Genomic DNA, 25,486 nt, shown 5'->3' with positions numbered 1-25,486 from the left:
GCTTCAGAGGCCGAGTTCGTCGTCCGACAGGATGCGGGCCTCGGTCTCGAGCAGCACGGGGATGCCGTCGCGCACCGGATAGGCCAGGCGCGCGCTGCGGGACCTCAGTTCCTGCGTGCCGGCGTCCCAGGTCAAGGGTCCCTTCGTGACAGGGCAGACGAGCAGTTCAAGCAGCTTGGAATCCATCGCACGATGATAGCTTCGCATCGAGGGCGTCGAAGAAGGCCCGCTCGGGTTCGAACACCAGCGCGATGGCCAGGGCGTCGGGCCGGATGCGCCACAGCTTGACGGCGTCCTTCTCCGTGCAGACGACGACGGCGGGCCGCGCGCCGGACGCGGTCCGGGGCGGCGTCCAGCCGGCGAAGTCGTCGTGGTCGGGCAGGGCGACGCAGGCCATCGGCGCCAGCCCGCGCGCGCGCAGCATCGAGAAGAAGCCTTCCGGCTTGGCGATGGCGGCGACGGCCACCAGCGGCAGGGCCCGCAGGTCGGCGAGCGGCACGGTGGAGCCGTCGCTGCGCCGTGCGTGATCGGCCAGGGCCCGGCGCGCGCCGAAGCCGGGAATGGCGCGCGCGCCGTCGGCCATGGCCGGCTGGTCCCCGGTATGGAGCACGAGGTCGCAGGCGCGCGGCCAGGGCTCCCGCAGGGGCCCGGCGGGCAGCAACCAGCCGTTGCCGATGCCACGGTCGTCGAAGACGCAGACCTCGACGTCGCGGCGCAGCGCCAGGTGCTGCAGGCCGTCGTCGCTGACGATCAGTCGCACACCGGGGTGCCGTGCCAGCAGGGCGCGTGCCGCCTCGACGCGCCGCCGCGCGACAAACACAGGGGCGCCGGTGACGCGCCGCAGCAGCGCCGGCTCGTCGCCGACATCGCCCGGATCGCTGTCGGGGTGGACCTCGCGACAGTCGTCGGTACGGCGGCCGAAGCCCCTCGAAACGATACCGACGACCATCCCGCGGGCCTGGAAATGCCGGACGACGGCCATCACCACCGGCGTCTTGCCGGCACCGCCCGCGACCACGTTGCCGACGACAACGACGGGCACCGGAACACCCTCGCGCTCGAGCCAACCCAGGGCGAAGAGTGCGCGTCGCGCGGCGGCGACCCGCCCGAACAGCCACGCCACCGGTCGAAGCGCCCAGGCCCGCGGGCCGCGTCGCAGCCAGTCGTCCTGCAGCGCCACGTCAGCGGCCCTGCGCGCTCGCCCGCGCACCGAAGGTCATGTGAAGCAGCCCCGCGCGGCGTGCGGCCTCCATCACCCGGACGACAGACTGATGGCTGGACCGCTCGTCGGCATCGATCACGACCACGCTGTCGGGACCCTCGGCCGCCGCGCCGATCGCGGTCGCCAGCTCGGCGACGCCCTGGCCGTCCAGCGTCGTCTTGCCGACCACGTAGCGGCCGTCGGCCGCGACCGCGACGACCACCTGGCGCGGCACCTCGCGCCGCGTCTCGGTGTCGGCGGCCGGCAGCCGCAGCTGGAGCTCCGTGAAGCGGCCGTAGGTGGTCGACAGCATCAGGAAGATCAGCACGACCAGCAGCACGTCGATGAACGGAATCAGGTTGATCTCGGGCTCGTCGCGCGCTGCGCGGCGGAACTGCAAGCGCGGGCGTGTCATGCGTTCACGTCCGAAGCGTGGCGAGGTGACGCACGAAGCGCTCGCCCGCGAGCTCGAGGTGGAGCAGGTAGCCGTCGACCCGGGTACGGAAATAACGCCAGAACATCAGCGCCGGAATCGCCACCATCAGGCCGAAGGCCGTGTTGTAGAGCGCGATCGAGATGCCCTGGGCGAGCTGGGCCGGATTGCCGGTTCCCATGCCGCCGCCCGTGCCCGTCTGGGAGCCGAAGATCTCGATCATCCCGATGACCGTGCCCAGCAGGCCGAGCAGCGGCGCGGCCGAGGCGATGGTGGCCAATGCGGGCAGCCAGCGCTCGAGCTGGTGGGCGACCCGCCGACCCGCCGCCTCCATGGCCGCGCGCAGGTCGTCCTCGGTGCATCGCGCATCGCTGCCGAGCGCCCGGAACCCCGCCGCCAGCACCTGTCCCAGGGCCGAACTGCGCTCGAGCTTGGCGACCACCTCGGGCGCGGGAACCCCGTTGCGCGACGCGATGATCGCGTCGTCGAGCAACCGGGACGGCACGACGCGCGCATGCTGCAGGCTCACGAAACGCTCGATGACCAGGGCGAGCCCCAGGACCGAACAGGCCAGCAAGGGCCAGATCGGCCAGCCGGCGGCGAGGATGATGGAAAACAAGGGCGGGTCCTTCCGAATGCGCGGCGATTATGACCGCCACGCTCCCGGTTCCACGGGTCGAAGAATGCCCGCATCCACGCACAGAATCTGTGGATAACTTTGTGAGCAAGTAAGCTGGAAAGTCGCTCCGAGCCCCGCTGGTCGGGGCTTGCATCAGATCGAGCGAATTTTGAGCACTACTTTCCTTAATGAAATCAATGGGTTGTACGGCAACATGGGCGATTCCCGGGGGCCTGGGTCAGCCGACGAACGGTCATCGTCGGATTGTGGAAGAGTGACCTCCCTGGCCGGGTCGGTGCCATGAGCGCGCGTCCTCCGGGCAGGATGTCGGGTCCCCACACGTGGGACGTCGGCGCGCTGTGCCACGCGGTGGCGGATGCGCTGGAGGCACGTTTCAATCCGGTCGCCGTGCGGGGCGAGATCTCCGGGTTCTCACGCGCCACGAGCGGACATTGCTACTTCTCGCTGAAGGACCCAGGGGGCCAGCTCCGCTGCGCGATGTTCCGGCGCGCGGCCGGCCTGCTCGATTTCGTTCCGCGCGAGGGCGATCAGGTCGAAGTGCGCGGGCGCCTCGCGGTCTACGAGCCACGGGGCGACCTCCAACTGATCGTCGAGAGTCTGGCGCGGGCCGGCCAGGGGGCGCTGTTCGAGCAGTTCCTGCAGCGCAAGGCGCGCCTGGAGGCGCAGGGGCTGTTCGATCCGGCCCGAAAGCGCGCCTTGCCACCCCTGCCGCGCGCCGTCGGGCTGGTGACCTCGCTCGGTGCCGCGGCACTGCACGACGTGGTCACGGCGCTGCGCCGCCGGGTCCCGCACATCCGGGTGGTGATCGCTCCCGCGGCCGTCCAGGGCGGTGGCGCACCCGCCGAACTGGTGGCCGCGCTGGAGGCGCTGTACACGCTCGGTCCACCCGTCGATGCGATCCTGCTGGTGCGCGGCGGCGGCTCCATCGAGGACCTCTGGGCCTTCAACGACGAGACGCTGGCGCACGCGATCGCGCGCAGTCCGGTGCCCGTGGTCAGCGGCGTCGGACACGAGACCGACTTCACGATCGCGGATTTCGTCGCCGACCTGCGCGCGCCGACGCCGACGGCCGCCGCCGAACTGGTCGCCGCGCCGCGCGACACCTGGCTCGGGGCCCTTGACCTGATCGGGCAGCGACTGAGCGATGGCCTGGACGCACGTCTCGACACCCTCGGGCAGCGGCTGGACATGGCCGCCGCGCGCCTGGGCCGTCCGTCCATGATGGCGGCGCGGCAGCGCGTGCACCTGGCGCACGAGGCCCAGCGCCTGCGCTACGCGGTCGCGGCGCAGCGGGCGCGACTGGCACAACGGGAGCAGGCCCTGGGCGCGGCGCTGCCGGCCGCGCTGGCCGCCGCCGCGGCGGGCCGGCGGGAACGGCTGGAACGCCTGGGCGCGAGGCTGCGGCTGCTGGACCCCGCCCACGTGCTCCAGCGTGGCTACGCCTGGCTGGCCGATGCCGACGGACATGCCCTCACGAGCGCACTGCAGGCGGTTCCGGGACAGGCCGTCTCGGCCCGGCTGGCCGACGGCGTGCTTGCATTGACGGTTGCCGGCGTGGCCGTTACGGAATCCGGTCCGGACGCCCCCGACTGACGTCCACGGGTGTGGCCAGCGGCACCGCCGTGGCGTGCCGGCGGACCGCGGCCTCAGCGTGGCGCGACTTCGAACGGCTTTCCGCCGAGGCGGGCGCCACTGCGGATGTTCTTGCGCTCGAACCAGCCCTGGTTCATCTCCAGCACGTAGCGCACGGGCTCCTTGGAGCAGTGCGAGTCGAGCGTCCGGGGCTGCATGTCGACCAGGTTCACGATGCGGCCGTCGTCCGCGACGAAGGCCGCCGTCAACGGCAGCAGCGTGTTCTTCATCCAGAAGCATTGCGTGGCGGGTTGCTCGAAGACGAACAGCATGCCCTCGGCCTGGGGCATCTCCCTGCGGTTCATGAGTCCGATCTCGCGCTGGCGCGGCGCGGCGGCCACCTGGGCGTCGATCTGGTACATGCCCGCCGTCAGGCGCGTGCGGGGCAGGTCCAGCTGGGCGTCCTGGGCGTTGGCGCCGGACAGAACGGCGCAGGCGAGGACGAGGAAGGCGGCGAGACGCTGAATCATGTCGGGATCACTTTCGGAAGCGGTGGAGCGGCGACGGGAGTGCGCTTTGTAGCAGTGTCGATCCTTTCGCGGCCCTAGAATTCCGCGGCCCGTGATCGGCTCCCGACGCGCTCGCGCACCGATCGCCTTTTTTCGCTCTCCGCGGCTTTCCCCGTCCCATCGCCATGTCCAGCTACCAGCACATCCAGGTTCCCGCCGAAGGCCGGAAGATCACGGTCAACGCCGACAACTCGCTCAACGTGCCCGACGAGCCGGTGATCCCCTACATCGAGGGCGATGGCACCGGCGCCGACATCACTCCGGTGATGATCAAGGTCGTGGACGCGGCCGTCGCCAAGGCCTATGACGGTCGCCGCAGGATCCACTGGATGGAGGTGTACGGCGGCGAGAAGGCGACCCGCGTGTACGGCCCGGACGTCTGGCTGCCCGAGGAGACCCTGCACGCCGTGCGCGACTACGTCATCTCGATCAAGGGCCCGATGACCACGCCGGTGGGAGGCGGCATCCGCTCGCTGAACGTCGCGCTGCGCCAGGAGCTCGATCTGTACGTCTGCCTGCGCCCGGTGCGCTACTTCGCCGGCGTGCCTTCGCCGGTGAAACAGCCCGAGAAGATCGACATGGTCATCTTCCGGGAAAACTCCGAGGACATCTACGCGGGCATCGAGTTCGAGGCGGGCGGCGAGAAGGCCAGGAAACTCATCGATTTCCTCCAGACCGAGTTCGGCGTGCGCAAGATCCGCTTTCCGGCCACCTCGGGCATCGGCATCAAACCCGTGTCGCAGGAAGGCACCGAACGCCTGATGCGCAAGGCGATCCAGTACGCCATCGACAACGACCGGCCCAGCGTGACGATCGTCCACAAGGGCAACATCATGAAATACACCGAGGGCGCCTTCCGCGAGTGGGGCTATGGCCTGGCCGCGAAGGAATTCGGCGGGGTGCTGGTCGACGGCGGTCCGTGGATGAAGGTGCCCAACCCCAGGACGGGGCGCGACATCACGATCAAGGACAGCATCGCCGATGCGTTCCTGCAGCAGATCCTGCTGCGCCCGGCGGAGTACTCGGTGGTCGCCACGCTCAACCTCAACGGCGACTACATCTCCGACGCGCTGGCCGCGCAGGTCGGCGGCATCGGCATCGCGCCCGGGGGCAACCTCAGCGACACGGTCGCCATGTTCGAGGCGACGCACGGCTCGGCGCCGAAGTACGCCGGCAAGGACTACGTCAATCCCGGCTCGGAAATCCTCTCGGCCGAGATGATGCTGCGTCACATGGGCTGGACCGAAGCCGCCGACCTGATCATCGCCTCGCTGGAGAAGGCGATCGCGAGCAAGCGGGTGACCTACGATTTCGCGCGGCTCATGGAAGGGGCGACGCAGGTCAGCTGCTCGGGGTTCGGCGACGTGATGATCTCGAAGATGTAGGAACTAAGTACACAGGTGTCCGAACGTCGGGAACGGCGTTCGAAATCCCTGGGCCCCGGCACGCGATGTGCTGGGGCTTTTTCATTGGCCCCGGTTGATTCCACATGCCGTGTCTCCACATCCTGTGCTTCCGACAGAGCGCGACGTCGCTCGATAGAATGAAATTCATGGCAACCAGAAACCCCACGAACCCTCCCACACCGCCAGCGCAGAAGCCGGGTCGGGGAGACGGCGATTCGGTCGTTTTGGAGCGGCGTCCGCTGAAGACCGCGCCACCTCAGATGTTTCAGGTCGTCATGTTGAATGACGACTTCACGCCGATGGAGTTCGTGATCGTCGTACTGCAGGAATTCTTCAGCAAGGACCGCGAGACGGCGACCCAGATCATGCTGAAGATCCATCTCGACGGCCGGGGTGTCTGCGGCGTGTATTCCCGCGACATGGCGGCCACCAAGGTCAATCAGGTGATGGAAGCCGCGAACCAGGCGGGTCATCCCCTTCAATGCGTCAGCGAGCCCGTCGGCTGAGCACGACTTGATTTCGATGCGGGCCGACCCATATCGAAAAAGTTCTCAGAAGTTATTTACAGCAAGGCAAAAGGAAATCTCATGATTGCCCAGGAACTGGAAGTCAGCTTGCACATGGCCTTCGTCGAGGCCCGGCAGCAGCGTCACGAGTTCATCACCGTCGAGCACCTGTTGCTCGCTTTGCTGGACAACCCGAGCGCGGCGGAAGTCCTCCGTGCGTGCTCCGCCAACGTCGACGACCTGCGTTCGTCGCTCACCAATTTCATCAAGGACAACACGCCCCAGGTGGCGGGGACCGACGATGTCGACACCCAGCCGACCCTCGGATTCCAGCGCGTGATCCAGCGCGCCATCATGCACGTGCAGTCCACGGGCAACGGCAAGAAGGAAGTCACCGGCGCCAACGTGCTGGTCGCGATCTTCGGCGAGAAGGATTCGCACGCCGTCTACTACCTCCACCAGCAGGGCGTCACGCGCCTGGACGTGGTGAACTTCATCGCCCACGGCATCAAGAAGAGCGATCCGCCGGAGGCTGCCAAGGGCGCCGCCGAATCGTCTTCCAACGAGGGCGAGGAAGGTGGGGGCGAGAAGAACGAGAAGTCCTCGCCGCTGGAGCAGTTCACGCAGAACCTGAACCAGATGGCCAAGGACGGCAAGATCGATCCGCTGATCGGCCGCGAGTACGAGGTCGAGCGCGTGATCCAGATCCTGTGCCGCCGGCGCAAGAACAACCCGCTGCTCGTGGGCGAGGCCGGCGTGGGCAAGACCGCGATCGCCGAAGGCCTGGCCTGGCGCATCACGCAGGGTGACGTGCCCGAGATCCTCGCCGAGGCGATCGTGTACTCGCTCGACATGGGCGCGCTGCTGGCCGGCACCAAGTACCGCGGTGATTTCGAGCAGCGCCTGAAGGGCGTGCTCAAGTCGCTCAAGGACAAGCCCAACGCGGTGCTGTTCATCGACGAGATCCACACGCTGATCGGCGCCGGCGCGGCGTCGGGCGGCACGCTGGACGCGTCCAACCTGCTCAAGCCGGCGCTCTCCAGTGGCCAGCTCAAGTGCATCGGCGCGACCACCTTCACGGAATACCGCGGCATCTTCGAGAAGGACGCGGCCCTGTCGCGGCGCTTCCAGAAGGTCGACGTGGTCGAACCGACGGTGCAGGAGACGGTCGACATCCTCAAGGGGCTGAAGAGCCGCTTCGAGGAGCACCATGGCGTGAAGTACGCGGTCGCCGCGCTGCAGGCCGCGGCCGAACTGAGCGCCAAGTACATCAACGACCGTCATCTGCCCGACAAGGCGATCGACGTGATCGACGAGGCCGGCGCGGCCCAGCGCATCCTGGCGCCGAGCAAGCGCAAGAAGACCATCAGCAAGACCGAGGTCGAGGAGATCGTCGCGAAGATCGCGCGCATTCCTCCGGCCAACGTCAGCAACGACGACCGCGGCAAGCTGCAGACGCTGGAACGCGACCTCAAGAGCGTGGTGTTCGGCCAGGACAAGGCGCTCGAGGTGCTGGCCTCGGCCGTCAAGATGGCGCGTTCGGGCCTGGGCAAGGGCGACAAGCCGATCGGCTCCTTCCTGTTCTCCGGACCGACCGGCGTGGGCAAGACCGAGGCGGCCAAGCAGCTCGCCTACATCATGGGCATCGAGCTGATGCGCTTCGACATGTCGGAGTACATGGAGCGTCACGCGGTCAGCCGCCTGATCGGTGCCCCTCCAGGCTACGTCGGGTTCGACCAGGGTGGCCTGCTGACCGAAGCCGTCACCAAGAAGCCGCACGCGGTGCTGCTGCTCGACGAGATCGAGAAGGCGCACCCGGACATCTTCAACGTGCTGCTGCAGGTCATGGACCACGGCACGCTGACGGACAACAACGGGCGCAAGGCCGACTTCCGCAACGTCATCATCATCATGACGACGAACGCTGGGGCCGAGACCATGAACAAGGCGACCATCGGCTTCACCAACCCGCGCGAGTCGGGTGACGAGATGGCCGACATCAAGCGCCTGTTCACGCCGGAGTTCCGCAATCGCCTGGACGCGACGGTGAGCTTCAAGGCCCTGGACGAGACCGTCATCCTGCGGGTGGTCGACAAGTTCCTGCTGCAGCTGGAGACGCAGCTGGCCGAGAAGAAGGTCGATGTCACCTTCACCGACACGCTGCGCAAGCACCTGGCGAAGAAGGGATTCGATCCGCTGATGGGCGCGCGTCCGATGCAGCGCCTGATCCAGGACACGATCCGCCGGGCGCTGGCCGACGAACTGTTGTTCGGCCGTCTGCAGGACGGTGGCCGCCTCACGGTGGACCTGGACGACAAGGGCGAGGTGCAGCTCGACATCCAGCCACTGCCCAAGAAGGAAGGCCGGGCCAAACCCGAGGCCGAGGAAGCCGCCACGGGCTGATCGCGCCCGCCGGCATCCCTCGGCGGGTGTCGGTCGAAGCGCCATGGAAGGCCGGTAGCATCGCGCTGCCGGCTTTTTTTTGCCCGGCGCTTCCTCAGTGTTCCATCTCTCCCTTTCCTCGCCGACCGCGCCGCGTCGAACCGTACCTTGATCCTTCCCGAAATCAACGCCGAATGGCGCACCGGCCTGTCGTTCGCGTGGAGCGGCTACATCGCCGTGCTGTCGATCTGGATCGTCATGCAGAAGCGCGCGCCGGTCTCGACGATGAGCTGGATCCTGTCGCTCGCGCTGTTGCCGTTCGCCGGCTTCGTCATCTACTATTTTCTCGGACCGCAGCGGCTGCGCAAGCAACGGCTGCGACGCATCCGAAGCCGGGCCAAGGCGCAGGCGCCGGCGGACGTGGCCAAGCTCAGACAGGCGGCCGAGGGGGCCCCGCCCGCGCTGCGGCAGCTCGCCGAGCTCGGCACGGCCGCGTGCGGCATCCCGCTGTCGAGCGCGACCCAGGTCGATCTGCTCTCGGGCGGATCGCGCACCTTCGATGCGATCTTCGAGGCCATCCGCGCCGCGCGCGACCATGTCCACCTCGAGTACTACATCTTCGAGCCCGACCGCATCGGCACGGCCCTGCGCGACCTGCTGATCGAACGCGCGCAGGCGGGCGTGGCGGTGCGCCTGCTGGTCGACGCGCTGGGCTCCAAGCGCCTGGGACGCGGTTTCATGGCGCCGATGCACGAGGCGGGCATCCACGTCGCGCTGTTCCACGACACCCGCATCGGCCGCCGGCTGCGGCCGGTGACCAACTACCGCACCCACCGCAAGATCGTGGTGTGCGATGGCCTGGTGGGCTTCACCGGCGGCGTCAACATCACCGACGACGAAGACCGCCGCACGCGTGCGGACGCTTATCACGACGTGCACCTGCGCATCGAAGGCAGCGCGGTGCGCTGGCTGCAGACCACCTTCCTGGAGGACTGGAGCTACGCCACCGGCGAGAACGTGCACCACATGGTGGACGAGTCGATCGCGCGCATGATGCCGCCGAGCCAGCCCGGCGACATCGCCACGCAGATCGTCACCAGCGGGCCGGACACCCCGCTGGAGGCGATCCACCGCATGCATGTCGCCGCGATCCAGTCGGCCAGCCACCGCGCCTGGCTCACCACGCCGTACTTCGTGCCGGGCGAGCCGGCGCTGATGGCGCTGACCAGCGCGGCCCTGCGTGGGGTCGACGTGCGCCTGCTGGTGCCGCGCCGCAGCGACTCGCTGATCGTGAGCGCGGCGGCGCGTTCCTATTACGACGAACTCATGGCCGCCGGCGTCAAGGTCTGGGAGTACAAGGCGCGCATGCTGCACTCCAAGACCCTGGTGGTCGATGACCAGTGCGCCATGGTCGGGACGGCCAATTTCGACAACCGCAGCTTCCGCCTCAATTTCGAGGTGATGGCGGTGGTCTACGGCCCGGCGCTGGCCGAGGCGCTGGTGCAGCAGTTCAGGACCGACCTGCGCAGCGCCTCGCCGGTCCAGGCCAATCGCCGACAGCCCTTCCCGCGACGCCTGGGCGACTCGCTCGCGCGCCTCACGTCGCCGCTCCTCTGATTCCTCCAGCCCGCTCCGAAATTCCATGCCCGCCCATACCTTCCTCTGGCACGACTACGAAACCTTCGGCGCGGTGCCGCGCCGCGACCGGCCCTCGCAGTTCGCCGCCGTGCGCACCGACGCCGAACTCAACGAGATCGGCGAGCCGCTGATGCTCTACTGCCAACCCGCGCCGGACTACCTGCCCAGCCCCGAGGCCTGCCTCATCACCGGCATCACGCCGCAGGCGGCCCTGGAGCGTGGCGTGCCCGAGCACGAGTTCGCCGCGCGCATCGAACGCGCGTTCGCCGAGCCCGGCACCATCGGCGTGGGCTACAACACGATCCGCTTCGACGACGAGGTCACGCGCTTCCTGTTCTGGCGCAACCTGATCGAGCCCTATGCCCGCGAGTGGCAGAACGACTGCGGTCGCTGGGACCTGCTCGATGTCGTGCGGCTGACCCACGCCCTGCGCCCGGAGGGCATCCAGTGGCCGAAGAAGGAGGACGGCCGTCCGAGCTTCAAGCTCGGCGACCTCACGCGCGCCAACGGGCTGGCCCACGAGGCCGCGCACGACGCGCTCTCCGACGTGCGCGCCACCGTCGCGCTGGCGCGACTGATCCGGCAGAAGCAGCCGCGCCTGTTCGATTTCGCCTTCGGGCTGCATCGCAAGGACCGGGTCGCCAGCGAGCTCGGGCTGCCGGCGGCGGTCGGCGAGACCCGGCCCTTCCTGCACGTCTCGGGCATGTTCCCGCCCGAGCGCGGCTGCCTGGCCGTGATGTGGCCGCTGGCCGCCCACCCGACCAATCGCAACGAGATCATCGCCTGGGACCTGTCGCAGGACCCCGCGGTGCTGGGCGAGCTCGACGCGGCGACGCTGCGCCAGCGCATCTTCACGCGCGGCGCCGATCTGCCCGAAGGCGTCGAGCGCCTGCCGGTCAAGAGCGTGCACCTCAACAAGTCGCCGATGGTGGTGGGCAACCTGAAGACGCTCACGCCCGCCATGGCGCAACGCTGGGGCATCGACATGGAGGCCGCGCTGCGCAACGCCGCACGCGCCGCCGCGCTGCCCGACATGAGCGCACTGTGGTCGCAGGCCTTCGAGCGGCCGGCGGCCGCCGGGGCGCCGGACGTCGACGAGGACCTCTATGGCGGCTTCATCGGCGATGCCGACCGGCGCCGTCTCGTGCGCCTGCGCGCGCTGACGCCGGCCGAGCTGGCGGTGGAGCGCGGTGGCTTCGACGATCCGCGCCTGGGTGAGCTGGTGTTCCGCTACCGGGCCCGCAATTTCCCCGAGACCCTCTCGGCCGAGGAGGCCGCGCGCTGGGAGGCGCACCGCGCCGCGAAGCTGCTCGAGGGCGAGGGCGGCGCGCGCAACGTCGACCAGTTCTTCGCCGAGATCGACACGCTGGCGGACAACGCCGACGAGCGCGTCGAGGAGCTGCTGGGCCTGCTCTACGAGTACGCCGAGGCGATCGCGCCGACCGTGTAGCCGGCACGCCGTCCAGCGGCTGCGTGCCGGCCGGCGGCTACATCGCCGACTCGAGCATCTGCCGGTAGTCGTCCCGCGTGGCCAGCCGGGGGTTGGTCTTGTGGCAGTGGTCGGCCATCGCGCCGTCGATGACCTGCTCGAAGACCGCCGGCGTGACGCCGACCTCGGCCAGACCCGCGGGCAGGCCGAGCCGCGCGCCCATGTCGCGGATGGCCTCGCCGATGTCGCCGGCCGAATCCAGGCTCATCGCGCCGGCCATGCGCTGCAGGCGACGGTCCTTCCGGACCGAGTCGGCGCCCGCGTTGAAGGCGATCACGGCCGGCAGGAACAGCGCGTTGAGGGTGCCGTGGTGCAGGCGCGGGTCGACGCCGCCCAGGCTGTGGCTGAGCGAGTGCACGCAGCCCAGGCCCTTCTGGAACGCCATCGCGCCCTGCATGGAAGCGCTCATGAGGTTGAGCCGGGCCTCGCGATCGGTGCCGTCCTTGGTGGCACGCTCGATGTGGCCCCACGCCCGCTCCAGACCGTCGAGCGCGATGCCGTCGGCTGGCGGATTGAAGGCCGCCGACATGAACGTCTCCATGCAGTGCGCGATGGCGTCCATGCCGGTCGCGGCGGTGAGCCGGGGCGGCAGGCCGAGCGTGAGTTCGGGGTCGCAGATCGCCACCTTGGGCATCAGCGACCAGCTGTGGAAACCCAGCTTGCGGTGGTCGTCCACGATGATGATGGCGCCGCGCGCGACCTCGCTGCCGGTGCCGCTGGTGGTCGGCACGGCGATCAGCGGCGCGACGTCGTCGGTGATCCTGGGGGAGCCGCCCTCGATGGTGGCGTAGGTCTTGAGCGGGCCCTCGTGCGTGGCGGCGATGGCGACGCCCTTCGCGCAGTCGATGGCCGAGCCACCTCCGACGGCCACCAGGCCGTTGCAGCGACCCGCGCGGTAGGCCGCGACGGCGGCGCGCACGGCGGCCTCGGTCGGGTTGGAGGGTGTCTGGTCGAACACCGTGGCCTCCAGGTCGCCCAGGGCGTCGAGCGCGTGCTGGAGCACGCCGGCCGCGCGCACGCCGGCGTCCGTGACGATCAGGGGTCGCGTGATGCCCAGGCGGACGCACTCCGCGCCGAGCAGGCGGATCGCGCCGAATTCGAACTGGATCTGGGTGAGGTACTGGATGAGGGCCATGTCGGGGTCGTGCAGATGGGGGGTAGGAAAGGAGCGCGGGTCGCCGGGAAGGCGGCGGGTACGATGCGCAGCCCCTCAATCTAGCCAATGGAGCCCGGCTTGCCCATGACCGAAACCCTAACCGCGCGTCCCGTGCGCGCGGCCTGCCGACGGAGCGGCCCGTGCTGACATCCAAGATGCAAGGCGTGATCGAGCGCATGGCGCGCGCGCGCCAGCCGGCCCTGCACAGCCTCACGCCCGCCGGTGCCCGGGCTGCCTACGAGAAGGGCGCGGGCGTGCTGGAAGTGCCCCGGCCCGATCTGGCCCGCGTCGAGGACCTGACCTTCGCGGCGCGCGACGGCGTCGCGCTGCCGGCGCGGCTGTACGCGCCATCCGGCGAGCGCCTGCCGGTGCTGGTCTATTTCCACGGCGGCGGTTTCACCGTCGGCAGCATCGCCACGCACGACACGCTGTGCCGCGTGCTGGCGCAGAAGGGGGGCTGCGCCGTGGTGTCGGTCGGCTACCGTCTCGCGCCCGAACACCGGTTTCCGACCGCGTCCGACGATGCGTGGGACGCGGTGCGCGCCGTCGCCCGCGAGGCGGCCGCGCTGGGGCTCGACGGCACGCGCCTGGCGGTGGGTGGCGACAGCGCCGGCGGCACGCTGGCGGCCGTCTGTGGCGTGATGGCGCGCGACGAGGGACTGCCGCTCGCCCTGCAACTGCTGTTCTATCCCGGGACGACGGCGCATCAGGACACGGCGTCCCACCGGCGCTTTGCCGCTGGCCCGTTGCTCGACGAGGCGCTCATCGCGTGGTTCTTCGGCCAGTACGTGCGCACGCCGGCGGACCGCGAGGACTGGCGCTTCGCGCCGCTGAACGCCGACGACGTCGAAGGCGTGGCGCCGGCCTGGATCGGTCTGGCCGAGGCCGATCCGCTGGTCGACGAGGGCATCGCGTTTGCCGACAAGCTGCGCGCGGCCGGCGTCGCGGTGGACCTGGAGATCTATCGCGGCGTGATCCATGAATTCGTCAAGATGGGGCGTGCCATCCCCGAAGCGCTGCAGGCGCACGACGACGCCGGCCGCGCGCTCCGGCAGGCCCTGTTCTCCTGACGATCCGTTGTCGCCCGTGACCCGCCCCGTTCAACCCGATGCCCTGGATGCCATGACCCCAACGACTCCATCGACCCCAACGACCCCATCGCTTTCATCCACCGTCACCGATGCCGCGCGCGCCGGACGCCCGCGCCGCGCCGACTACCGCTGCTTCCACCGCCTGCGCGTGCGCTGGTCGGAGATCGACATGCAGGGCATCGTCTTCAACGCCCACTACCTGATGTACTTCGACACCGCCGTGGGCGACTACTGGCGCGCCCTGGCGCTGCCGTATTCGGCGTCGATGGCGGCACTGGGCGGCGAACTCTACGCGCGCAAGGCGACGCTCGACTTCCACGCCTCGGCCCGGCTGGACGACGTGCTGGACGTGGCGCTGCGCTGCGATCGCGTGGGCACCTCGTCGATCACCTTCTCCGGCGCGCTGTTCCGTGCCGACGAGGTGCTGGCGCAGGTCGAGCTGGTGCACGTCTTCGCCGATCCCGCGACGCAGAAGTCCCGGCCGGTGCCCGATGTCCTGCGGGCGCTGTTCGGGCGTTACGAAGCGGGCGAGCCCGCGTGCGAGGTGGTGGTGGGCGACTGGCAGCGCGTGGGGCGCGAGGCCGGTGTGCTGCGCCGCGCGGTGTTCGTGAAGGAGCAGGGCGTGCCGGAGGCGCTGGAATGGGACGAGCACGATGCCACGGCCCTGCACGTCGTCGCGCTCAACGGCCTTGGCCGCGCCGTCGCCACGGCCCGTCTGGTGGCGCAGGCGCCGGGCGTGGGGCGGGTGGGGCGCATGGCGGTGGACCGTGCCCTGCGCGGCGGTGGCCACGGCGCGACGGTGCTGCGTGCGCTGGAGGAAGCCGCGCGCGCGCGGGGCGACCACGACATCGTGCTGCATGCCCAGCGCAGTGCGCAGTCCTTCTATGCCGCACTGGGCTATGTGCCGCACGGCGAGCCCTTCGAGGAGGCCGGCATCGCGCACATCGAGATGCGCCGGTCGCTGCGGCCGGCGTGAACGCGCCGCGCGCCATCGCTCCTGCACCGTGCGCCGCCCGATGAACCTGCGCACCAAGATCGTCGCCCTGGCGGTCGCGCCGCTGCTGGTCGCGCTGGGGCTGGTGGCCGCCGCCGTGTGGCACCAGGAGCGCGACCTCGCCGCGCGCGAGCGCTCGCTGGTGGAGCAGAGCCTGCTGGCGCAGCGGCGCTCCGAACTGCGAAGCTATGTCGAACTGGCCGTGAGCACGGTCCGCCCGCTCTACGACGCCGGGCGTGACGACCCGGCGACGCGTCAGGAAGCGCTGCGCCGGCTGGCCGCGCTGGACTACGGCGACGACGGCTATTTCTTCGTCTACGACCTGCAGGGCCGCTCGCTCATGCATTCGCGCCAGCACGAGCTGGAGGGCCAGGACCTGTGGGCGCTCACCGACTCGACGGGGCGGCGCACGATCCAGGACCTCATCGGCCGTGCGGTGGCCGGCGGGGGCTACGTGGAGTACGAGTGGCGCAAGCCCTCGAGCGCCCAGCGCGCGCCCAAGCTCGGCTACGTGACGGCGTTGCCGCGCTGGGGCTGGATGCTGGGCACCGGGCTCTACCTCGACGATGTCGAGGTCGCCATGCAGGCCCTGCAGCAGCAGGTGGCGGACAACGTGACGACCACGATGCTCTGGATCGCCGCCATCGCCGCGACGTGCCTGGGCGTGGTGAGCGCCGGGGGCCTGCTGCTCAACCTGAGCGAGCACCGCGTGGCCGAAGCGAGGCTGCGCCTCCTGGCACGCCGGGTGGTGCGCTCGCAGGAAGAGGAGCGCGCCCATCTCGCGCGCGAACTGCACGATGGCGTGAGCCAGACGCTGGTGTCGGCCAAGCTGCTGATCGAGTCGGGCGTGGACGCGCTGGAGCGGGCCGATCGGGTGGCCCCGCCCGCGTTGGCCAAGGCCCTGTCGCGCCTGAACGATTCGCTCTCCGAGGTGCGGCGCCTGTCGCACCGGCTGCGCCCGGCGCTGCTCGACACGCTGGGGCTGCCCGCCGCGCTCGAACACCTGGGCGCCGAGTTCGGCGAGGCGGGATCGCTGCGCGTCGAGGTCGCCGTGCGGGGCGAAGCGCGCGAGCTGCCGGCGGACGTCAAGACCGCGCTGTTCCGCGTCGCGCAGGAAGCCCTGACCAACGTCCACAAGCACGCGCGGGCGCGCCGTGTGGCCATCGTGCTCGACGCCGATGCCGCCGGACTGCGGCTGGAGGTGAGCGACGACGGCCACGGCTTCGACGCCGCGGCGCTGGCCGAGGACCCACGCCGCGGCATCGGCCTGCGCAACATGCGCGAGCGGCTCGACGCCATCGGCGGCGAGCTCACCGTGCGCACGCGGCAGGGCGGCGGGCCGGGCACCCAGGTCATCGCCGCGGTGCCTTTCGGTCACCTTCAACCGGCTGCTTCCGCATGACGATCCCTCCATCGCCCCTCGCCGGCGCGACCGCCACGACGCCCGCGCCGCCCGCTCCCCCGGGCATCCGCCTGTTCCTGGTCGACGACCACCCGCTGGTGCGCGACGGCCTGCGCGTCCGGCTGGGCAGCCTGCCGGGCCTGGAGATCGTCGGCGAGGCCGGATCGGCGCTGGACGCGCTGGCGCTCGTCGAGACGCTGCGGCCCGACCTGGTGCTGGCCGACGTCGGCATGAAGGACATGAACGGCATCGAACTGGCGGGCGTGCTGCTGGCGCGCTGGCCCACGCTGCGCGTGGTGATGCTCAGCATGTACGACAACCCCGAGTACGTGCAGCGCGCCCTGCAGGCGGGCGCGCGCGGCTACGTGCTGAAGGACGCACCGGCGGCCGAGATCGTCGCGGCGATCCATGCCGTCACGGCCGGGGGCACCTTCCTGAGCCCGGCGGTGTCGCAGCGGCTCTTCCGCAGCCAGGCGCCACGTCCGCTGCTCACGCCGCGCGAGGGCGAGATCCTGAGCGCGCTGGGCCGGGGCGCGTCCAGCAAGCAGATCGCGCGCGATCTCGACCTGAGCGTGCGCACGGTCGAGGCGCATCGCCAGAGCATCAAGCGGCGCCTGGGGCTTGAAGGCCAAGCCGAACTGATCAAGTACGCCGTGGAACACGCACGCCGGTTCGGCGGCGACTGAGCTTCGGGTTTTCACTTACGAGGTACCGCGCGGTTCGCCCGCGCGGTCCGACGGATGCCCGCGCGCGGCAAGCCGGCAACACTCCAGGAACTTTTTCCTTACGGAGACAACACCGATGCCAAGCATCCGCCGCCACCTCGTGTGGTTCCTCGTCGCGATCGCCGGCGCCTTCTCGCTGGGCACCGTGGCGCTCTCGCGCGGCGAGGCCATCAGCGCCCTCTGGATCGTGGTGGCCGCCGTGTGCGTCTACCTGATCGCCTACCGCTACTACAGCCTGTTCATCGCCGAGCGCGTGCTCGGGCTCGACGCGCGCCGCAAGACGCCGGCGCACCGCCACAACGACGGCCTGGACTACGTGCCGACCGACAAGAACGTGCTGTTCGGCCACCACTTCGCGGCCATCGCCGGGGCGGGTCCGCTGGTCGGGCCGGTGCTGGCGGCGCAGATGGGCTACCTGCCGGGACTGCTGTGGATCCTGGCGGGCGTGGTGTTCGCCGGCGCGGTGCAGGACTTCATCGTGCTGTTCATCTCGACGCGGCGCGACGGCCGCTCGCTGGGCGACCTCATCAAGCAGGAGATGGGCATCGTGCCGGGGATGATCGCGCTGTTCGGCACCTTCATGATCATGATCATCATCCTGGCGGTGCTGGCGCTGATCGTGGTGAAGGCGCTGGCCGAATCGCCCTGGGGCGCCTTCACGGTGGCCGCGACGATTCCGGTGGCGCTTTTCATGGGCGTCTACCTGCGCTACATCCGCCCGGGCCGCATCGGCGAGGTGTCGGTGATCGGCTTCGTGCTGCTCATGCTGGCGATCTTCGGTGGCCAGGCGGTCAGCCAGAACCCGGCGTGGGCCGCCATGTTCACCTTCGACGGCAAGGCCCTGACCTGGATGCTGATCGGCTACGGCTTCGTCGCCGCCACGCTGCCGGTGTGGCTGCTGCTCGCGCCGCGCGACTACCTCTCGACCTTCCTGAAGATCGGCACCATCCTGGCGCTGGCCATCGGCATCGTCTTCGTCGCGCCGACGCTGCAGATGCCGGCCGTCACGCAGTTCGCCCAGGGCAACGGCCCGGTGTGGTCGGGCAGCCTGTTCCCGTTCCTGTTCATCACCATCGCCTGCGGCGCGGTGTCGGGCTTCCACGCGCTGATCTCCTCGGGCACCACGCCCAAGATGCTCGACAACGAAAGCCATGCCCGCTTCATCGGCTATGGCGGCATGCTGGCCGAATCCTTCGTGGCGGTGATGGCGCTGGTGGCGGCCTCGTGCATCGAGCCGGGCATCTACTTCGCGATGAACAGCCCGGCCGCGCTGGTGGGCAGCGACGCGGCCACCGTGGCGCAGACGATCTCCAGCTGGGGCTTCGTCGTCACGCCGGAGATGCTGATCCAGACCGCCAAGGACGTGGGCGAGACCACCATCCTGGGGCGCACGGGCGGCGCCCCGACGCTGGCGGTGGGCATGGCGCACATCCTGCACCAGGCGCTCGGCGGCCCGGGGATGATGGCTTTCTGGTATCACTTCGCGATCCTGTTCGAGGCTCTTTTCATCCTGACGGCGGTGGATGCCGGCACGCGCGCCGGCCGCTTCATGCTGCAGGATTTGCTGGGCAGCTTCGTGCCCGCCCTGGGCAAGACCGACTCGCTGCCGGCCAACCTGATCGCCACGGCGCTGACCGTCGCGGCCTGGGGCTACTTCCTGTACCAGGGCGTGGTCGATCCGCTGGGCGGCATCAACACGCTGTGGCCGCTGTTCGGCATCTCCAACCAGATGCTGGCCGCCGTGGCCCTGCTGCTGGGCACGGTCGTGCTGTTCCGCATGAAGCGCGAGCGCTACGCCTGGGTGGCGGTGGTGCCCACCGTGTGGCTGCTGGCCTGCACGCTGACGGCGGGCTGGCAGAAGATCTTCTCGGCCGACCCCAAGGTGGGCTTCCTGGCGCATGCCTCGCGCTATGCCGACGGTCTGGCGCAGGGCGTGCTCATCGCACCGGCGAAAACGCCCGAGGCCATGGCCCGCATCGTCTTCAACGACCGGCTCGACGCGGGCCTGTGCGCGCTGTTCATGTTCGTCGTGCTGAGCGTGCTGGTCTACAGCGTCAAGGCCTGCCTGGCGGCCCGCGCGGCGAACCATCCGACCGTGCACGAGACACCGTTCGAGGCGTTGGCGACGACGCCGGCGAAGGCATGACGAAGGAGGGCGGCGCCAACAACGCCAGTAGCGTCGACGGCGGCCTGGGCGGGATGAGCCTGCCGGAGGCCGGACGCTACCTCGGCCGCACGCTGGCCCGGTCGCTGCGCCTGATGGTCGGCCAGCCAGACTACGGCACCTACGTCGCGCACATGCGGCTCACGCACCCCGATCGGACGCCGATGAGCCACGAGGCGTTCTTCCGCGAACGCCAGGACGCGCGCTACGGCGGCGGCAAGGGCCGATGCTGCTGAGGCGATCCGCCCGGGCGCCCGGGCTCGCGGGTCAGATGTCGGCGAGCAGGGGGTAGGGCAGGGGCTCGACCGTCAGGGCGGGGCCGGTGGGGCCGCCTGCGTGGAGGGCGCCCGCTTCCGTCGCCGAGGTCTGCATCGACACCAGGGCCGACCACCGGCCCTGGGCGTCGGACGCCGACTGGACCACCGTTCCCACCGGTTGCCCGGCGTCCTGGGCCGTGAAGACTTCCTGCCCGGCTTCGACGGCGCCCGCGGCCGTGACCAGGTAGGTGCGGCGCTTCAGGGTGCCGCGGAACTGGCTGCGGGCGACGACCTCCTGGCCGGGATAGCAGCCCTTCTTGAAGTTCACGCCGCCGACGGACTCGTAATTGAGCATCTGCGGGACGAACGCCTCGACCACCGGCGCGGTCAGGGTGGCGATGCCGCTGCGGACCTCGCTCCAGTCCCAGGCGGTCGGCGCCAGCGCGTCGCCCACGGGCGCGGGGGCGTCCAGCGGCGCGATCCACAGCGCGCGCGGAATTCCGTCGGCCGGATACAGCGAGACGACCGAAGCCGCACCCGCGTCCACGCGGCGACCGGGCGGCGTCATGGCGTCGAGCCCGTTGACCACCAGGGCCGTGCCAGCGATGCCCCACAGCGCGAATTCGTCGCTGGCGTCGGTGAGCTTGACCTTGGCGCGCAGCACGAACATCGACAGCCGTTTGAGCGTCTGCGCCAGGATGTCGCGGCTCGTCACCAGCAGGACGCGTTCGGGCGACGGCCGGATGCCGGTGAAGCTGGCGATCATCCGGCCCTTGGCCGTGCACAGCGCCGCCAACCGCGCCTCGGAGGGCGTCAGGAGCGCGAAATCCTGGGTCAGCTGGCCATGAAGGAAACCGGCGGCATCGGGGCCTTCGGCACGGATCACGCCGAGGTGCGCGAGGGTGGTTACACCATTCAAAACGACAGGGGTCATGGCTGAATTATCATGGCCGCCGCCGTGCCATCGAGGCCGCAGGGCCAACGGCGAAACGACGCGGCCGGTCCCGATCGATCCATCGTCACCCCGCCGTCTTCCCTCCGCTTCCGCCCCTTCCACCGTCCTTTCGTGCGCCGCTTCCTCCTCACGATTTTCCTTCTGGTCGCCCTGATCGCACTGGGTGGGGGCGCGCTGGGGCTGTGGTGGGTCAACCGGCCGATCCCGCTGCCCGCGCCGTCGATCGATCTGACCGTCGAACCCGGCACGACGCCGCGCGGCATCGCCGAAGCCGTGGCGGCCACCGGTGCACAGGTGCCGGCGCCCTTGCTCTACGGCTGGTTCCGCTTTTCCGGCCAGGACCGCCGCATCCGGGCCGGCAGCTACGAACTGGAGCCGGGCGTCACGCCACGCGGCCTGCTCGACATGCTGGTGCGCGGCGAGGAGGCCACGCGCAGCGTCGCGCTGGTCGAGGGCTGGAACTTCCGTCAGGTGCGCGCCGCGCTGGCCAAGGCCGAGCAGCTCAGGCCCGATACCCTGGGCGAGAGCGACGAGGCGCTCATGGCGCGACTCGGGCGTCCCGGCGTCCCGGCGGAGGGACGCTTCTTCCCGGACACCTACACCTACTCGAAAGGGTCGAGCGATTTCGCCGTGTTGCAGCGCGCGATGCGTGCCATGGACCGGAAGCTGGAAGCCGCCTGGGCCGCGCGCGGCAGCGACCTGCCTCTGAAGACGGCCGACGAGGCACTGATCCTGGCCAGCATTGTCGAAAAGGAGACAGGCCAGGCCCGCGACCGCGCCGAGATTTCCGCCGTGTTCAACAATCGACTGCGCGTGGGCATGCCGCTGCAGACCGATCCGACCGTCATCTACGGCATGGGTAGCGCCTTCAACGGCAACCTGCGCAAGAAGGATTTGCAGACCGACACGCCTTGGAACACCTATACCCGGGGCGGGCTGCCGCCGACGCCGATTTCCATGCCGGGCCGGGCGGCGCTGCTGGCGGCGGTTCAGCCGGCGCAGAGCAAATCGCTGTATTTCGTCTCGCGCGGCGATGGCAGCAGCCATTTCAGCGCCTCGCTCGACGAGCACAACCGGGCGGTGAACCGCTATCAGCGCGGCATCGAGCCCGCGCCACCTGCAGCCGGCGCGGCCACCGCCCCGCCGCCGTCCGGCGCCGCGTCCGCGCCCGTCGACCGCGCTTCCGACGCGCGTGCCGCCGGGCCAGCCGTTCCGGCAACTTCCGCGGTCGCCCCTGCGTCCGCTTCCGCATCGACACCCCGTACCGGCCCATGAGCAGTCCATCCTCCTTTTTCCTCACGCTCGAGGGCATCGATGGCGCCGGCAAGTCCAGTCACCTCGACGCCGTGGAGGCATTCTTCACCCGCCTCGGTCGACGGGTCACGCGCACGCGTGAGCCGGGTGGCACCCCGCTGGCCGAAACCCTGCGCGAGCTGATCCTGTCCCGACCGATGGACGCGCTGACCGAATCGCTCCTGGTCTTCGCGGCGCGTCGCGACCACATCGAGCGCGTGATCTCCCCGGCACTCGCGCGCGGCGACGTGGTCCTGTGCGACCGGTTCACCGATGCCACCTTCGCCTATCAAGGCGCCGGACATGGCTTCGATCCAGAAGTTCTGCTAACGCTCGAGCGTTGGGTGCAGGGGCTTGCGAAGGCCGAGGATGAGACTGCCGCTGGCCCCGGGGCGGCGAAGTTGCTGCAGCCGGATCTGACGCTCTGGTTCGATCTGGCGCCTGAAGCCGCGGCCGAGCGTCTGATCGGCGCCCGTCTGCCGGACAGGTTCGAATCCCAGCCGGTCGCCTTCTTTCGTCGCGTGGCAGCCGGGTACGCCGCGCGTGCGGCCGTTGCCGGTGAACGCTTCGTCCGCATCGATGCGGCCTTGCCGCGTGAACGCGTCTGGGAACGGGTCGAGGCGGTGCTGGCGCATCGTCTCGCATCGACGTGACGACACCCGCATCCCCGATCCGGACATCGCCCTGGCTGGCGCGTCCCCTGGCCGAACTGCTGCGCCAGCGCGGCCATGCGTGGCTGCTGCAGGGACCCTCCGGTCTCGGTCAGTACGAGCTGGCGCTGTCGCTCGCCACGGCGTGGCTGTGCGAGCACCCGAGCGGGCAGGGCGCCTGTGGCCATTGCACGAGCTGCCATGCGGTCGCCGTGCGCACCCACGCCGACCTGTGCGTGCTGATGCCCGAGGTCACGATGCTCGAATCGGGTTGGCCGCTGGACGAGAAATCGCAGGCCGACATCGACGACAAGAAACGCAAGCCCAGCCGGGAGATCCGCGTTGATGCGATGCGCGACGCGATCGGCTTCGCACAACGCACCAATGCGCGCGGCCGTGGCAAGGTGGTGCTGGTCTATCCGGCCGAGCGCATGAACGCCGTCACGGCCAACGCGCTGCTCAAGACGCTTGAGGAACCGGTGGGCGACGTGCGTTTCGTCCTCGCCAGCGAGGCGGCCTGGCAGCTGCTGCCGACCATCCGCAGCCGCTGCATCGGCTTCGGCGTTCCGTGGCCCGACGCGGAAGTGGCGACGGCGTGGCTGGCGTCGAATGGCGTGCCGGTCGCCGACGCGCCGGCACTGCTGAGTGCCGCCGGGGGTCGACCGCACGAGGCGCTGCGCCGATCGCGTGCCGGCCAGTCGCCCCAGGCGTGGGCTCAGCTGCCCAAGGCGCTGTTGCGCGGCGATCCGACGGCGCTCGCGGACCAGGCGCCGGCACAGGCGATCGACGCGCTCCAGAAGGTCTGTCACGACCTGATGGCCATCGGTGTCGGCGCCCAGCCACGGTTCTTCCGGCCGGCCGAACTGCCGCCCGCGCCTTCACTTGCCGCCCTGGCCCGCTGGTCGAAATCGCTCGCGAACGCGATACGGACCGCCGATCATCCGTTCAATGCCGGACTCATGCTCGAAGCGTTGGCGAGCGAGGCGCGCGCCACCCTAAACTCGGTGGTCCGCCCATGAGCATTCCCCCCACGATCCCCACCTTCGACCCCAGTCAGCGTGCGCCGCTGTCGCCGCGCCCGAGCGTCATCCAGCTGGCCATCAAGGAGAAGGGTGCATTGCACGCGGCGTACATCCCCTTGTTCTCCGAGGGCGGCATCTTCATTCCCACGGCGCGCGAATACCGTCTGGGCGACGATGTCTACGTGCTGCTCACGTTGCCGGACGACACCCAGCGCTACCCCATCGCCGGCAAGGTCGCCTGGATCACACCGGCGCGCGCGGCAGGCAATCGTGCACCCGGTGTCGGCATCCGGTTTCCCGCCGACGAAAAATCGCGCGAACTCAAGGCGCGGATCGAAAGCGCCCTGGGCGGGGCCATGGCCTCCGACCGGCCGACGCAGACGATCTGAATTTCCTGGACGATCGATCGCCTGCCGATGCGGGGGGCGATTGCCCAAGCCATCGCTCACTGCGTTTTTGAAGAAGTACCGCTCATGTTCACCGACTCCCATTGCCACCTGACCGATTCCGGATTGATCGATCGCATTCCGGAGGTCCGTGCCGCCATGTCGGAAGCACGGGTCGACCGGGCGCTGTGCATCTGCACGCGACTCGAGGAATTCGAGGCGGTACAGGCGCTGGCCGCGCGTTACGACAACATCTGGGCCAGCGTCGGCGTCCATCCTGACAACGAGGGCATCGCGGAGCCGACCGTGGAAGACCTCGTGACGCGCTCACGGCAGCCCAAGGTCATCGCCATCGGCGAAACGGGGCTGGACTACTACCAGATGGAGGCCCGCAAGGGGGGGCGCACCATCGCCGAAATGGACTGGCAGCGTGACCGGTTCCGCGTGCACATCCGTGCCGCGCGGCAGGTCGGCAAGCCGTTGGTCATCCACACGCGCGAGGCGTCGGAAGACACGCTGAGGCTGCTCAGGGAGGAGGGCGAGGACGGCTCCACCGGGTCGGCCGGTGGCGTCTTCCATTGCTTCACGGAAACCGCCGCCGTGGCCCGCGCGGCCCTGGACCTCGGTTTCTTCATTTCCTTCTCCGGCATCATCACGTTCAAGAAGTCCCAGGACCTGCGCGACGTCGCGGCCTTCGTCCCACTCGAGCGCATGCTCATTGAGACGGACAGCCCCTACTTGGCGCCGGTTCCCTATCGCGGAAAGCCCAACAGTCCGGCGCTCGTGCCGCTGGTGGCACGCCAGGTCGCGGAACTGCGCGGCCTGCCCGTCGAAGCCATCGCCGAGGCCACGAGCCGCAACTTCGATGTCCTGTTTTCCGGCGTCCAATGATTGGAGTTCCCTTGAAGAAACTACTGTGCCTTTTCGCGCTCGTCGCTTGTCTTTCGTCGCATGCCGGCTCTTTCGACGATTTCTTCAGGGCCGTTCGTTCCGACAACGCCAGCGGCGTCTCATCGCTGCTCAATCGGGGGTTCGACCCGAACACCCGCAACGAGACCGGGCAGACCGGGCTCCTGCTGGCCTTGCGTGAACCGTCGCCGAGGGTCATCGACGTGCTGCTGGGCTTCAAGAAGACCGACATCGATGCGCGAAACGCCAACGACGAGAGTCCGCTGATGCTCGCCTCGCTGCGCGGCGACGAAGCCTTGGTGCGCAAGCTCATCGCGCGCGATGCGGCGGTGAACAAGCCGGGCTGGACACCGCTTCACTATGCCGCGACGAATGGCCACATCGAGATCATGAAATTGCTCCTCGAGAATCATGCGTTCATCGACGCGCCATCTCCGAACGAAACCACGCCGCTCATGATGGCGGCGATGTACGGCTCGACACCGGGCGTCGAGTTGCTGCTGGCCGAAGGTGCCGATCCGTTGCAGAAGAACCAGCAGGGCATGACGGCCGAGGATTTCGCAAGGCGGGGTCAGCGCCCCGATGCGATCGATCTCTTGTCCAAAGCCGTCAAGGCCAAGAAGCCCTCCACGGGAGCGTGGTAGCG

24 protein-coding genes and 1 pseudogene are annotated in these 25,486 nt (G+C 69.5%); 18 read left to right on the top strand and 7 right to left on the bottom strand.

The window, feature by feature from the left end; all coding sequences use genetic code 11:
• Window positions 1-3: 3 nt before the first annotated feature.
• Genes NF681_11855 through NF681_11840 form a run of 4 tightly spaced genes read right to left on the bottom strand, consistent with a single transcriptional unit; the run spans window position 4 to window position 2,253 of the window.
• Window positions 4-186 carry a Trm112 family protein gene (locus NF681_11855; protein ID UST53033.1) on the bottom strand — a complete coding sequence of 61 codons (183 nt, stop codon included), beginning with the start codon at window positions 184-186 and terminating at the stop codon, window positions 4-6.
• Window positions 167-1,180 carry a tetraacyldisaccharide 4'-kinase gene (lpxK, locus tag NF681_11850; protein UST53032.1) on the bottom strand — a complete coding sequence of 338 codons (1,014 nt, stop codon included), beginning with the start codon at window positions 1,178-1,180 and terminating at the stop codon, window positions 167-169. The genes NF681_11855 and lpxK overlap by 20 nt, the downstream gene beginning before the upstream one ends.
• 1 nt (window position 1,181) lies before the next feature.
• Window positions 1,182-1,616, bottom strand: coding sequence for a biopolymer transporter ExbD (locus tag NF681_11845; protein UST53031.1), 435 nt, complete (start codon window positions 1,614-1,616; stop codon window positions 1,182-1,184).
• Window positions 1,617-1,620: 4 nt separating this feature from the next.
• Window positions 1,621-2,253, bottom strand: coding sequence for a MotA/TolQ/ExbB proton channel family protein (locus NF681_11840; GenBank protein ID UST53030.1), 633 nt, complete (start codon window positions 2,251-2,253; stop codon window positions 1,621-1,623).
• Between the two features lie 300 nt (window positions 2,254-2,553).
• Between NF681_11840 and xseA the strand changes: the two genes are divergently transcribed.
• Entirely contained in the window at window positions 2,554-3,867 is a 1,314-nt protein-coding gene (xseA, locus tag NF681_11835; protein ID UST53029.1) for an exodeoxyribonuclease VII large subunit, read from the top strand.
• A gap of 53 nt (window positions 3,868-3,920) precedes the next feature.
• Here the strand turns inward: xseA and NF681_11830 are convergent, their stop codons facing one another.
• Entirely contained in the window at window positions 3,921-4,376 is a 456-nt protein-coding gene (locus tag NF681_11830) for a DUF192 domain-containing protein (GenBank protein UST53028.1), read from the bottom strand.
• Window positions 4,377-4,540: 164 nt separating this feature from the next.
• On the opposite strand from NF681_11830, the gene icd reads away from it, so the two are divergent.
• The 5 genes from icd to sbcB all read left to right on the top strand — a co-directional run bounded on the left by icd (window position 4,541) and on the right by sbcB (window position 11,797).
• Window positions 4,541-5,800, top strand: coding sequence for an NADP-dependent isocitrate dehydrogenase (icd, locus tag NF681_11825; protein ID UST53027.1), 1,260 nt, complete (start codon window positions 4,541-4,543; stop codon window positions 5,798-5,800).
• Window positions 5,801-5,967: 167 nt separating this feature from the next.
• A complete protein-coding gene (gene clpS / locus NF681_11820; GenBank protein UST53026.1) occupies window positions 5,968-6,327 on the top strand; it encodes an ATP-dependent Clp protease adapter ClpS in 360 nt (119 codons plus the stop codon).
• A gap of 81 nt (window positions 6,328-6,408) precedes the next feature.
• Window positions 6,409-8,730: an ATP-dependent Clp protease ATP-binding subunit ClpA gene (gene clpA / locus NF681_11815; protein UST53025.1), complete on the top strand. Its 2,322-nt coding sequence runs from the start codon at window positions 6,409-6,411 to the stop codon at window positions 8,728-8,730.
• 147 nt (window positions 8,731-8,877) lie between these two features.
• Window positions 8,878-10,326, top strand: a complete 1,449-nt coding sequence (gene cls / locus NF681_11810) for a cardiolipin synthase (protein UST53024.1) — start codon at window positions 8,878-8,880, stop codon at window positions 10,324-10,326.
• A 25-nt stretch (window positions 10,327-10,351) separates the two neighbouring features.
• Window positions 10,352-11,797 (top strand): exodeoxyribonuclease I, encoded by a 1,446-nt coding sequence (gene sbcB, locus NF681_11805; protein UST53023.1) that lies wholly within the window; start codon window positions 10,352-10,354, stop codon window positions 11,795-11,797.
• A gap of 37 nt (window positions 11,798-11,834) precedes the next feature.
• On the opposite strand, the gene NF681_11800 is transcribed toward sbcB, so the two are convergent.
• Complete coding sequence (locus NF681_11800; GenBank protein ID UST53022.1) at window positions 11,835-12,971, bottom strand: iron-containing alcohol dehydrogenase; 1,137 nt, start codon at window positions 12,969-12,971, stop codon at window positions 11,835-11,837.
• 176 nt (window positions 12,972-13,147) lie between these two features.
• Between NF681_11800 and NF681_11795 the strand changes: the two genes are divergently transcribed.
• From NF681_11795 to NF681_11770, 6 genes are all read left to right on the top strand, one after another.
• The gene (locus NF681_11795) at window positions 13,148-14,062 is read left to right on the top strand and encodes an alpha/beta hydrolase (protein UST55751.1); all 915 of its coding nucleotides are present in this window, start codon (window positions 13,148-13,150) and stop codon (window positions 14,060-14,062) included.
• Between the two features lie 190 nt (window positions 14,063-14,252).
• Window positions 14,253-15,059 (top strand): YbgC/FadM family acyl-CoA thioesterase, encoded by an 807-nt coding sequence (locus NF681_11790; GenBank protein ID UST55750.1) that lies wholly within the window; start codon window positions 14,253-14,255, stop codon window positions 15,057-15,059.
• A 40-nt stretch (window positions 15,060-15,099) separates the two neighbouring features.
• Window positions 15,100-16,479 carry a cache domain-containing protein gene (locus NF681_11785; protein ID UST53021.1) on the top strand — a complete coding sequence of 460 codons (1,380 nt, stop codon included), beginning with the start codon at window positions 15,100-15,102 and terminating at the stop codon, window positions 16,477-16,479.
• Window positions 16,476-17,165, top strand: coding sequence for a response regulator transcription factor (locus tag NF681_11780; protein UST53020.1), 690 nt, complete (start codon window positions 16,476-16,478; stop codon window positions 17,163-17,165). The genes NF681_11785 and NF681_11780 overlap by 4 nt, the downstream gene beginning before the upstream one ends.
• Window positions 17,166-17,280: 115 nt before the next feature.
• On the top strand, window positions 17,281-19,350 hold the full coding sequence (locus NF681_11775) for a carbon starvation protein A (GenBank protein UST53019.1): 2,070 nt from the start codon (window positions 17,281-17,283) through the stop codon (window positions 19,348-19,350).
• 113 nt (window positions 19,351-19,463) lie between these two features.
• Window positions 19,464-19,604, top strand: a complete 141-nt coding sequence (locus NF681_11770) for a YbdD/YjiX family protein (GenBank protein ID UST55749.1) — start codon at window positions 19,464-19,466, stop codon at window positions 19,602-19,604.
• A 31-nt stretch (window positions 19,605-19,635) separates the two neighbouring features.
• On the opposite strand, the gene NF681_11765 is transcribed toward NF681_11770, so the two are convergent.
• Window positions 19,636-20,559 (bottom strand): folate-binding protein, encoded by a 924-nt coding sequence (locus NF681_11765; protein UST53018.1) that lies wholly within the window; start codon window positions 20,557-20,559, stop codon window positions 19,636-19,638.
• Between the two features lie 132 nt (window positions 20,560-20,691).
• Here NF681_11765 and mltG point away from each other — a divergent pair.
• The 6 genes and pseudogenes from mltG (at window position 20,692) to NF681_11735 (ending at window position 25,484) form a co-directional block, all read left to right on the top strand.
• Window positions 20,692-21,681 (top strand): annotated as a pseudogene (gene mltG / locus NF681_11760) (endolytic transglycosylase MltG).
• A 170-nt stretch (window positions 21,682-21,851) separates the two neighbouring features.
• Complete coding sequence (tmk, locus tag NF681_11755) at window positions 21,852-22,526, top strand: dTMP kinase (protein ID UST53017.1); 675 nt, start codon at window positions 21,852-21,854, stop codon at window positions 22,524-22,526.
• Entirely contained in the window at window positions 22,523-23,542 is a 1,020-nt protein-coding gene (locus NF681_11750; protein ID UST53016.1) for a DNA polymerase III subunit delta', read from the top strand. The genes tmk and NF681_11750 overlap by 4 nt, the downstream gene beginning before the upstream one ends.
• Window positions 23,539-23,934, top strand: a complete 396-nt coding sequence (locus NF681_11745; GenBank protein UST53015.1) for a PilZ domain-containing protein — start codon at window positions 23,539-23,541, stop codon at window positions 23,932-23,934. The genes NF681_11750 and NF681_11745 overlap by 4 nt, the downstream gene beginning before the upstream one ends.
• An 84-nt stretch (window positions 23,935-24,018) precedes the next feature.
• Window positions 24,019-24,822 carry a TatD family hydrolase gene (locus NF681_11740; protein ID UST53014.1) on the top strand — a complete coding sequence of 268 codons (804 nt, stop codon included), beginning with the start codon at window positions 24,019-24,021 and terminating at the stop codon, window positions 24,820-24,822.
• Between the two features lie 11 nt (window positions 24,823-24,833).
• Complete coding sequence (locus tag NF681_11735; GenBank protein ID UST53013.1) at window positions 24,834-25,484, top strand: ankyrin repeat domain-containing protein; 651 nt, start codon at window positions 24,834-24,836, stop codon at window positions 25,482-25,484.
• Window positions 25,485-25,486 lie beyond the last annotated feature (2 nt).

The sequence above is a fragment of the Comamonadaceae bacterium OTU4NAUVB1 genome, from assembly GCA_024372625.1.
Classification (GTDB): Bacteria; Pseudomonadota; Gammaproteobacteria; order Burkholderiales; family Burkholderiaceae_C; genus Variovorax.
This window is presented reverse-complemented; position numbering and strand designations above follow the sequence as displayed.

Bases quoted from the DNA above. Each gene is read 5' to 3' on its own strand.
- NF681_11765 (UST53018.1), bottom strand. From the start codon at position 20,559: ATGACCCCTGTCGTTTTGAATGGTGTAACCACCCTCGCGCACCTCGGC.
- NF681_11775 (UST53019.1), top strand. From the start codon at position 17,281: ATGCCAAGCATCCGCCGCCACCTCGTGTGGTTCCTCGTCGCGATCGCC.
- xseA (UST53029.1), top strand. From the start codon at position 2,554: ATGAGCGCGCGTCCTCCGGGCAGGATGTCGGGTCCCCACACGTGGGAC.
- NF681_11800 (UST53022.1), bottom strand. From the start codon at position 12,971: ATGGCCCTCATCCAGTACCTCACCCAGATCCAGTTCGAATTCGGCGCG.
- NF681_11855 (UST53033.1), bottom strand. From the start codon at position 186: ATGGATTCCAAGCTGCTTGAACTGCTCGTCTGCCCTGTCACGAAGGGA.
- NF681_11795 (UST55751.1), top strand. From the start codon at position 13,148: ATGCAAGGCGTGATCGAGCGCATGGCGCGCGCGCGCCAGCCGGCCCTG.
- clpA (UST53025.1), top strand. From the start codon at position 6,409: ATGATTGCCCAGGAACTGGAAGTCAGCTTGCACATGGCCTTCGTCGAG.
- NF681_11740 (UST53014.1), top strand. From the start codon at position 24,019: ATGTTCACCGACTCCCATTGCCACCTGACCGATTCCGGATTGATCGAT.
- icd (UST53027.1), top strand. From the start codon at position 4,541: ATGTCCAGCTACCAGCACATCCAGGTTCCCGCCGAAGGCCGGAAGATC.
- NF681_11745 (UST53015.1), top strand. From the start codon at position 23,539: ATGAGCATTCCCCCCACGATCCCCACCTTCGACCCCAGTCAGCGTGCG.
- clpS (UST53026.1), top strand. From the start codon at position 5,968: ATGGCAACCAGAAACCCCACGAACCCTCCCACACCGCCAGCGCAGAAG.
- NF681_11830 (UST53028.1), bottom strand. From the start codon at position 4,376: ATGATTCAGCGTCTCGCCGCCTTCCTCGTCCTCGCCTGCGCCGTTCTG.
- NF681_11770 (UST55749.1), top strand. From the start codon at position 19,464: ATGGTCGGCCAGCCAGACTACGGCACCTACGTCGCGCACATGCGGCTC.
- sbcB (UST53023.1), top strand. From the start codon at position 10,352: ATGCCCGCCCATACCTTCCTCTGGCACGACTACGAAACCTTCGGCGCG.
- tmk (UST53017.1), top strand. From the start codon at position 21,852: ATGAGCAGTCCATCCTCCTTTTTCCTCACGCTCGAGGGCATCGATGGC.
- NF681_11790 (UST55750.1), top strand. From the start codon at position 14,253: ATGCAGGGCATCGTCTTCAACGCCCACTACCTGATGTACTTCGACACC.
- NF681_11785 (UST53021.1), top strand. From the start codon at position 15,100: ATGAACCTGCGCACCAAGATCGTCGCCCTGGCGGTCGCGCCGCTGCTG.
- NF681_11845 (UST53031.1), bottom strand. From the start codon at position 1,616: ATGACACGCCCGCGCTTGCAGTTCCGCCGCGCAGCGCGCGACGAGCCC.
- NF681_11780 (UST53020.1), top strand. From the start codon at position 16,476: ATGACGATCCCTCCATCGCCCCTCGCCGGCGCGACCGCCACGACGCCC.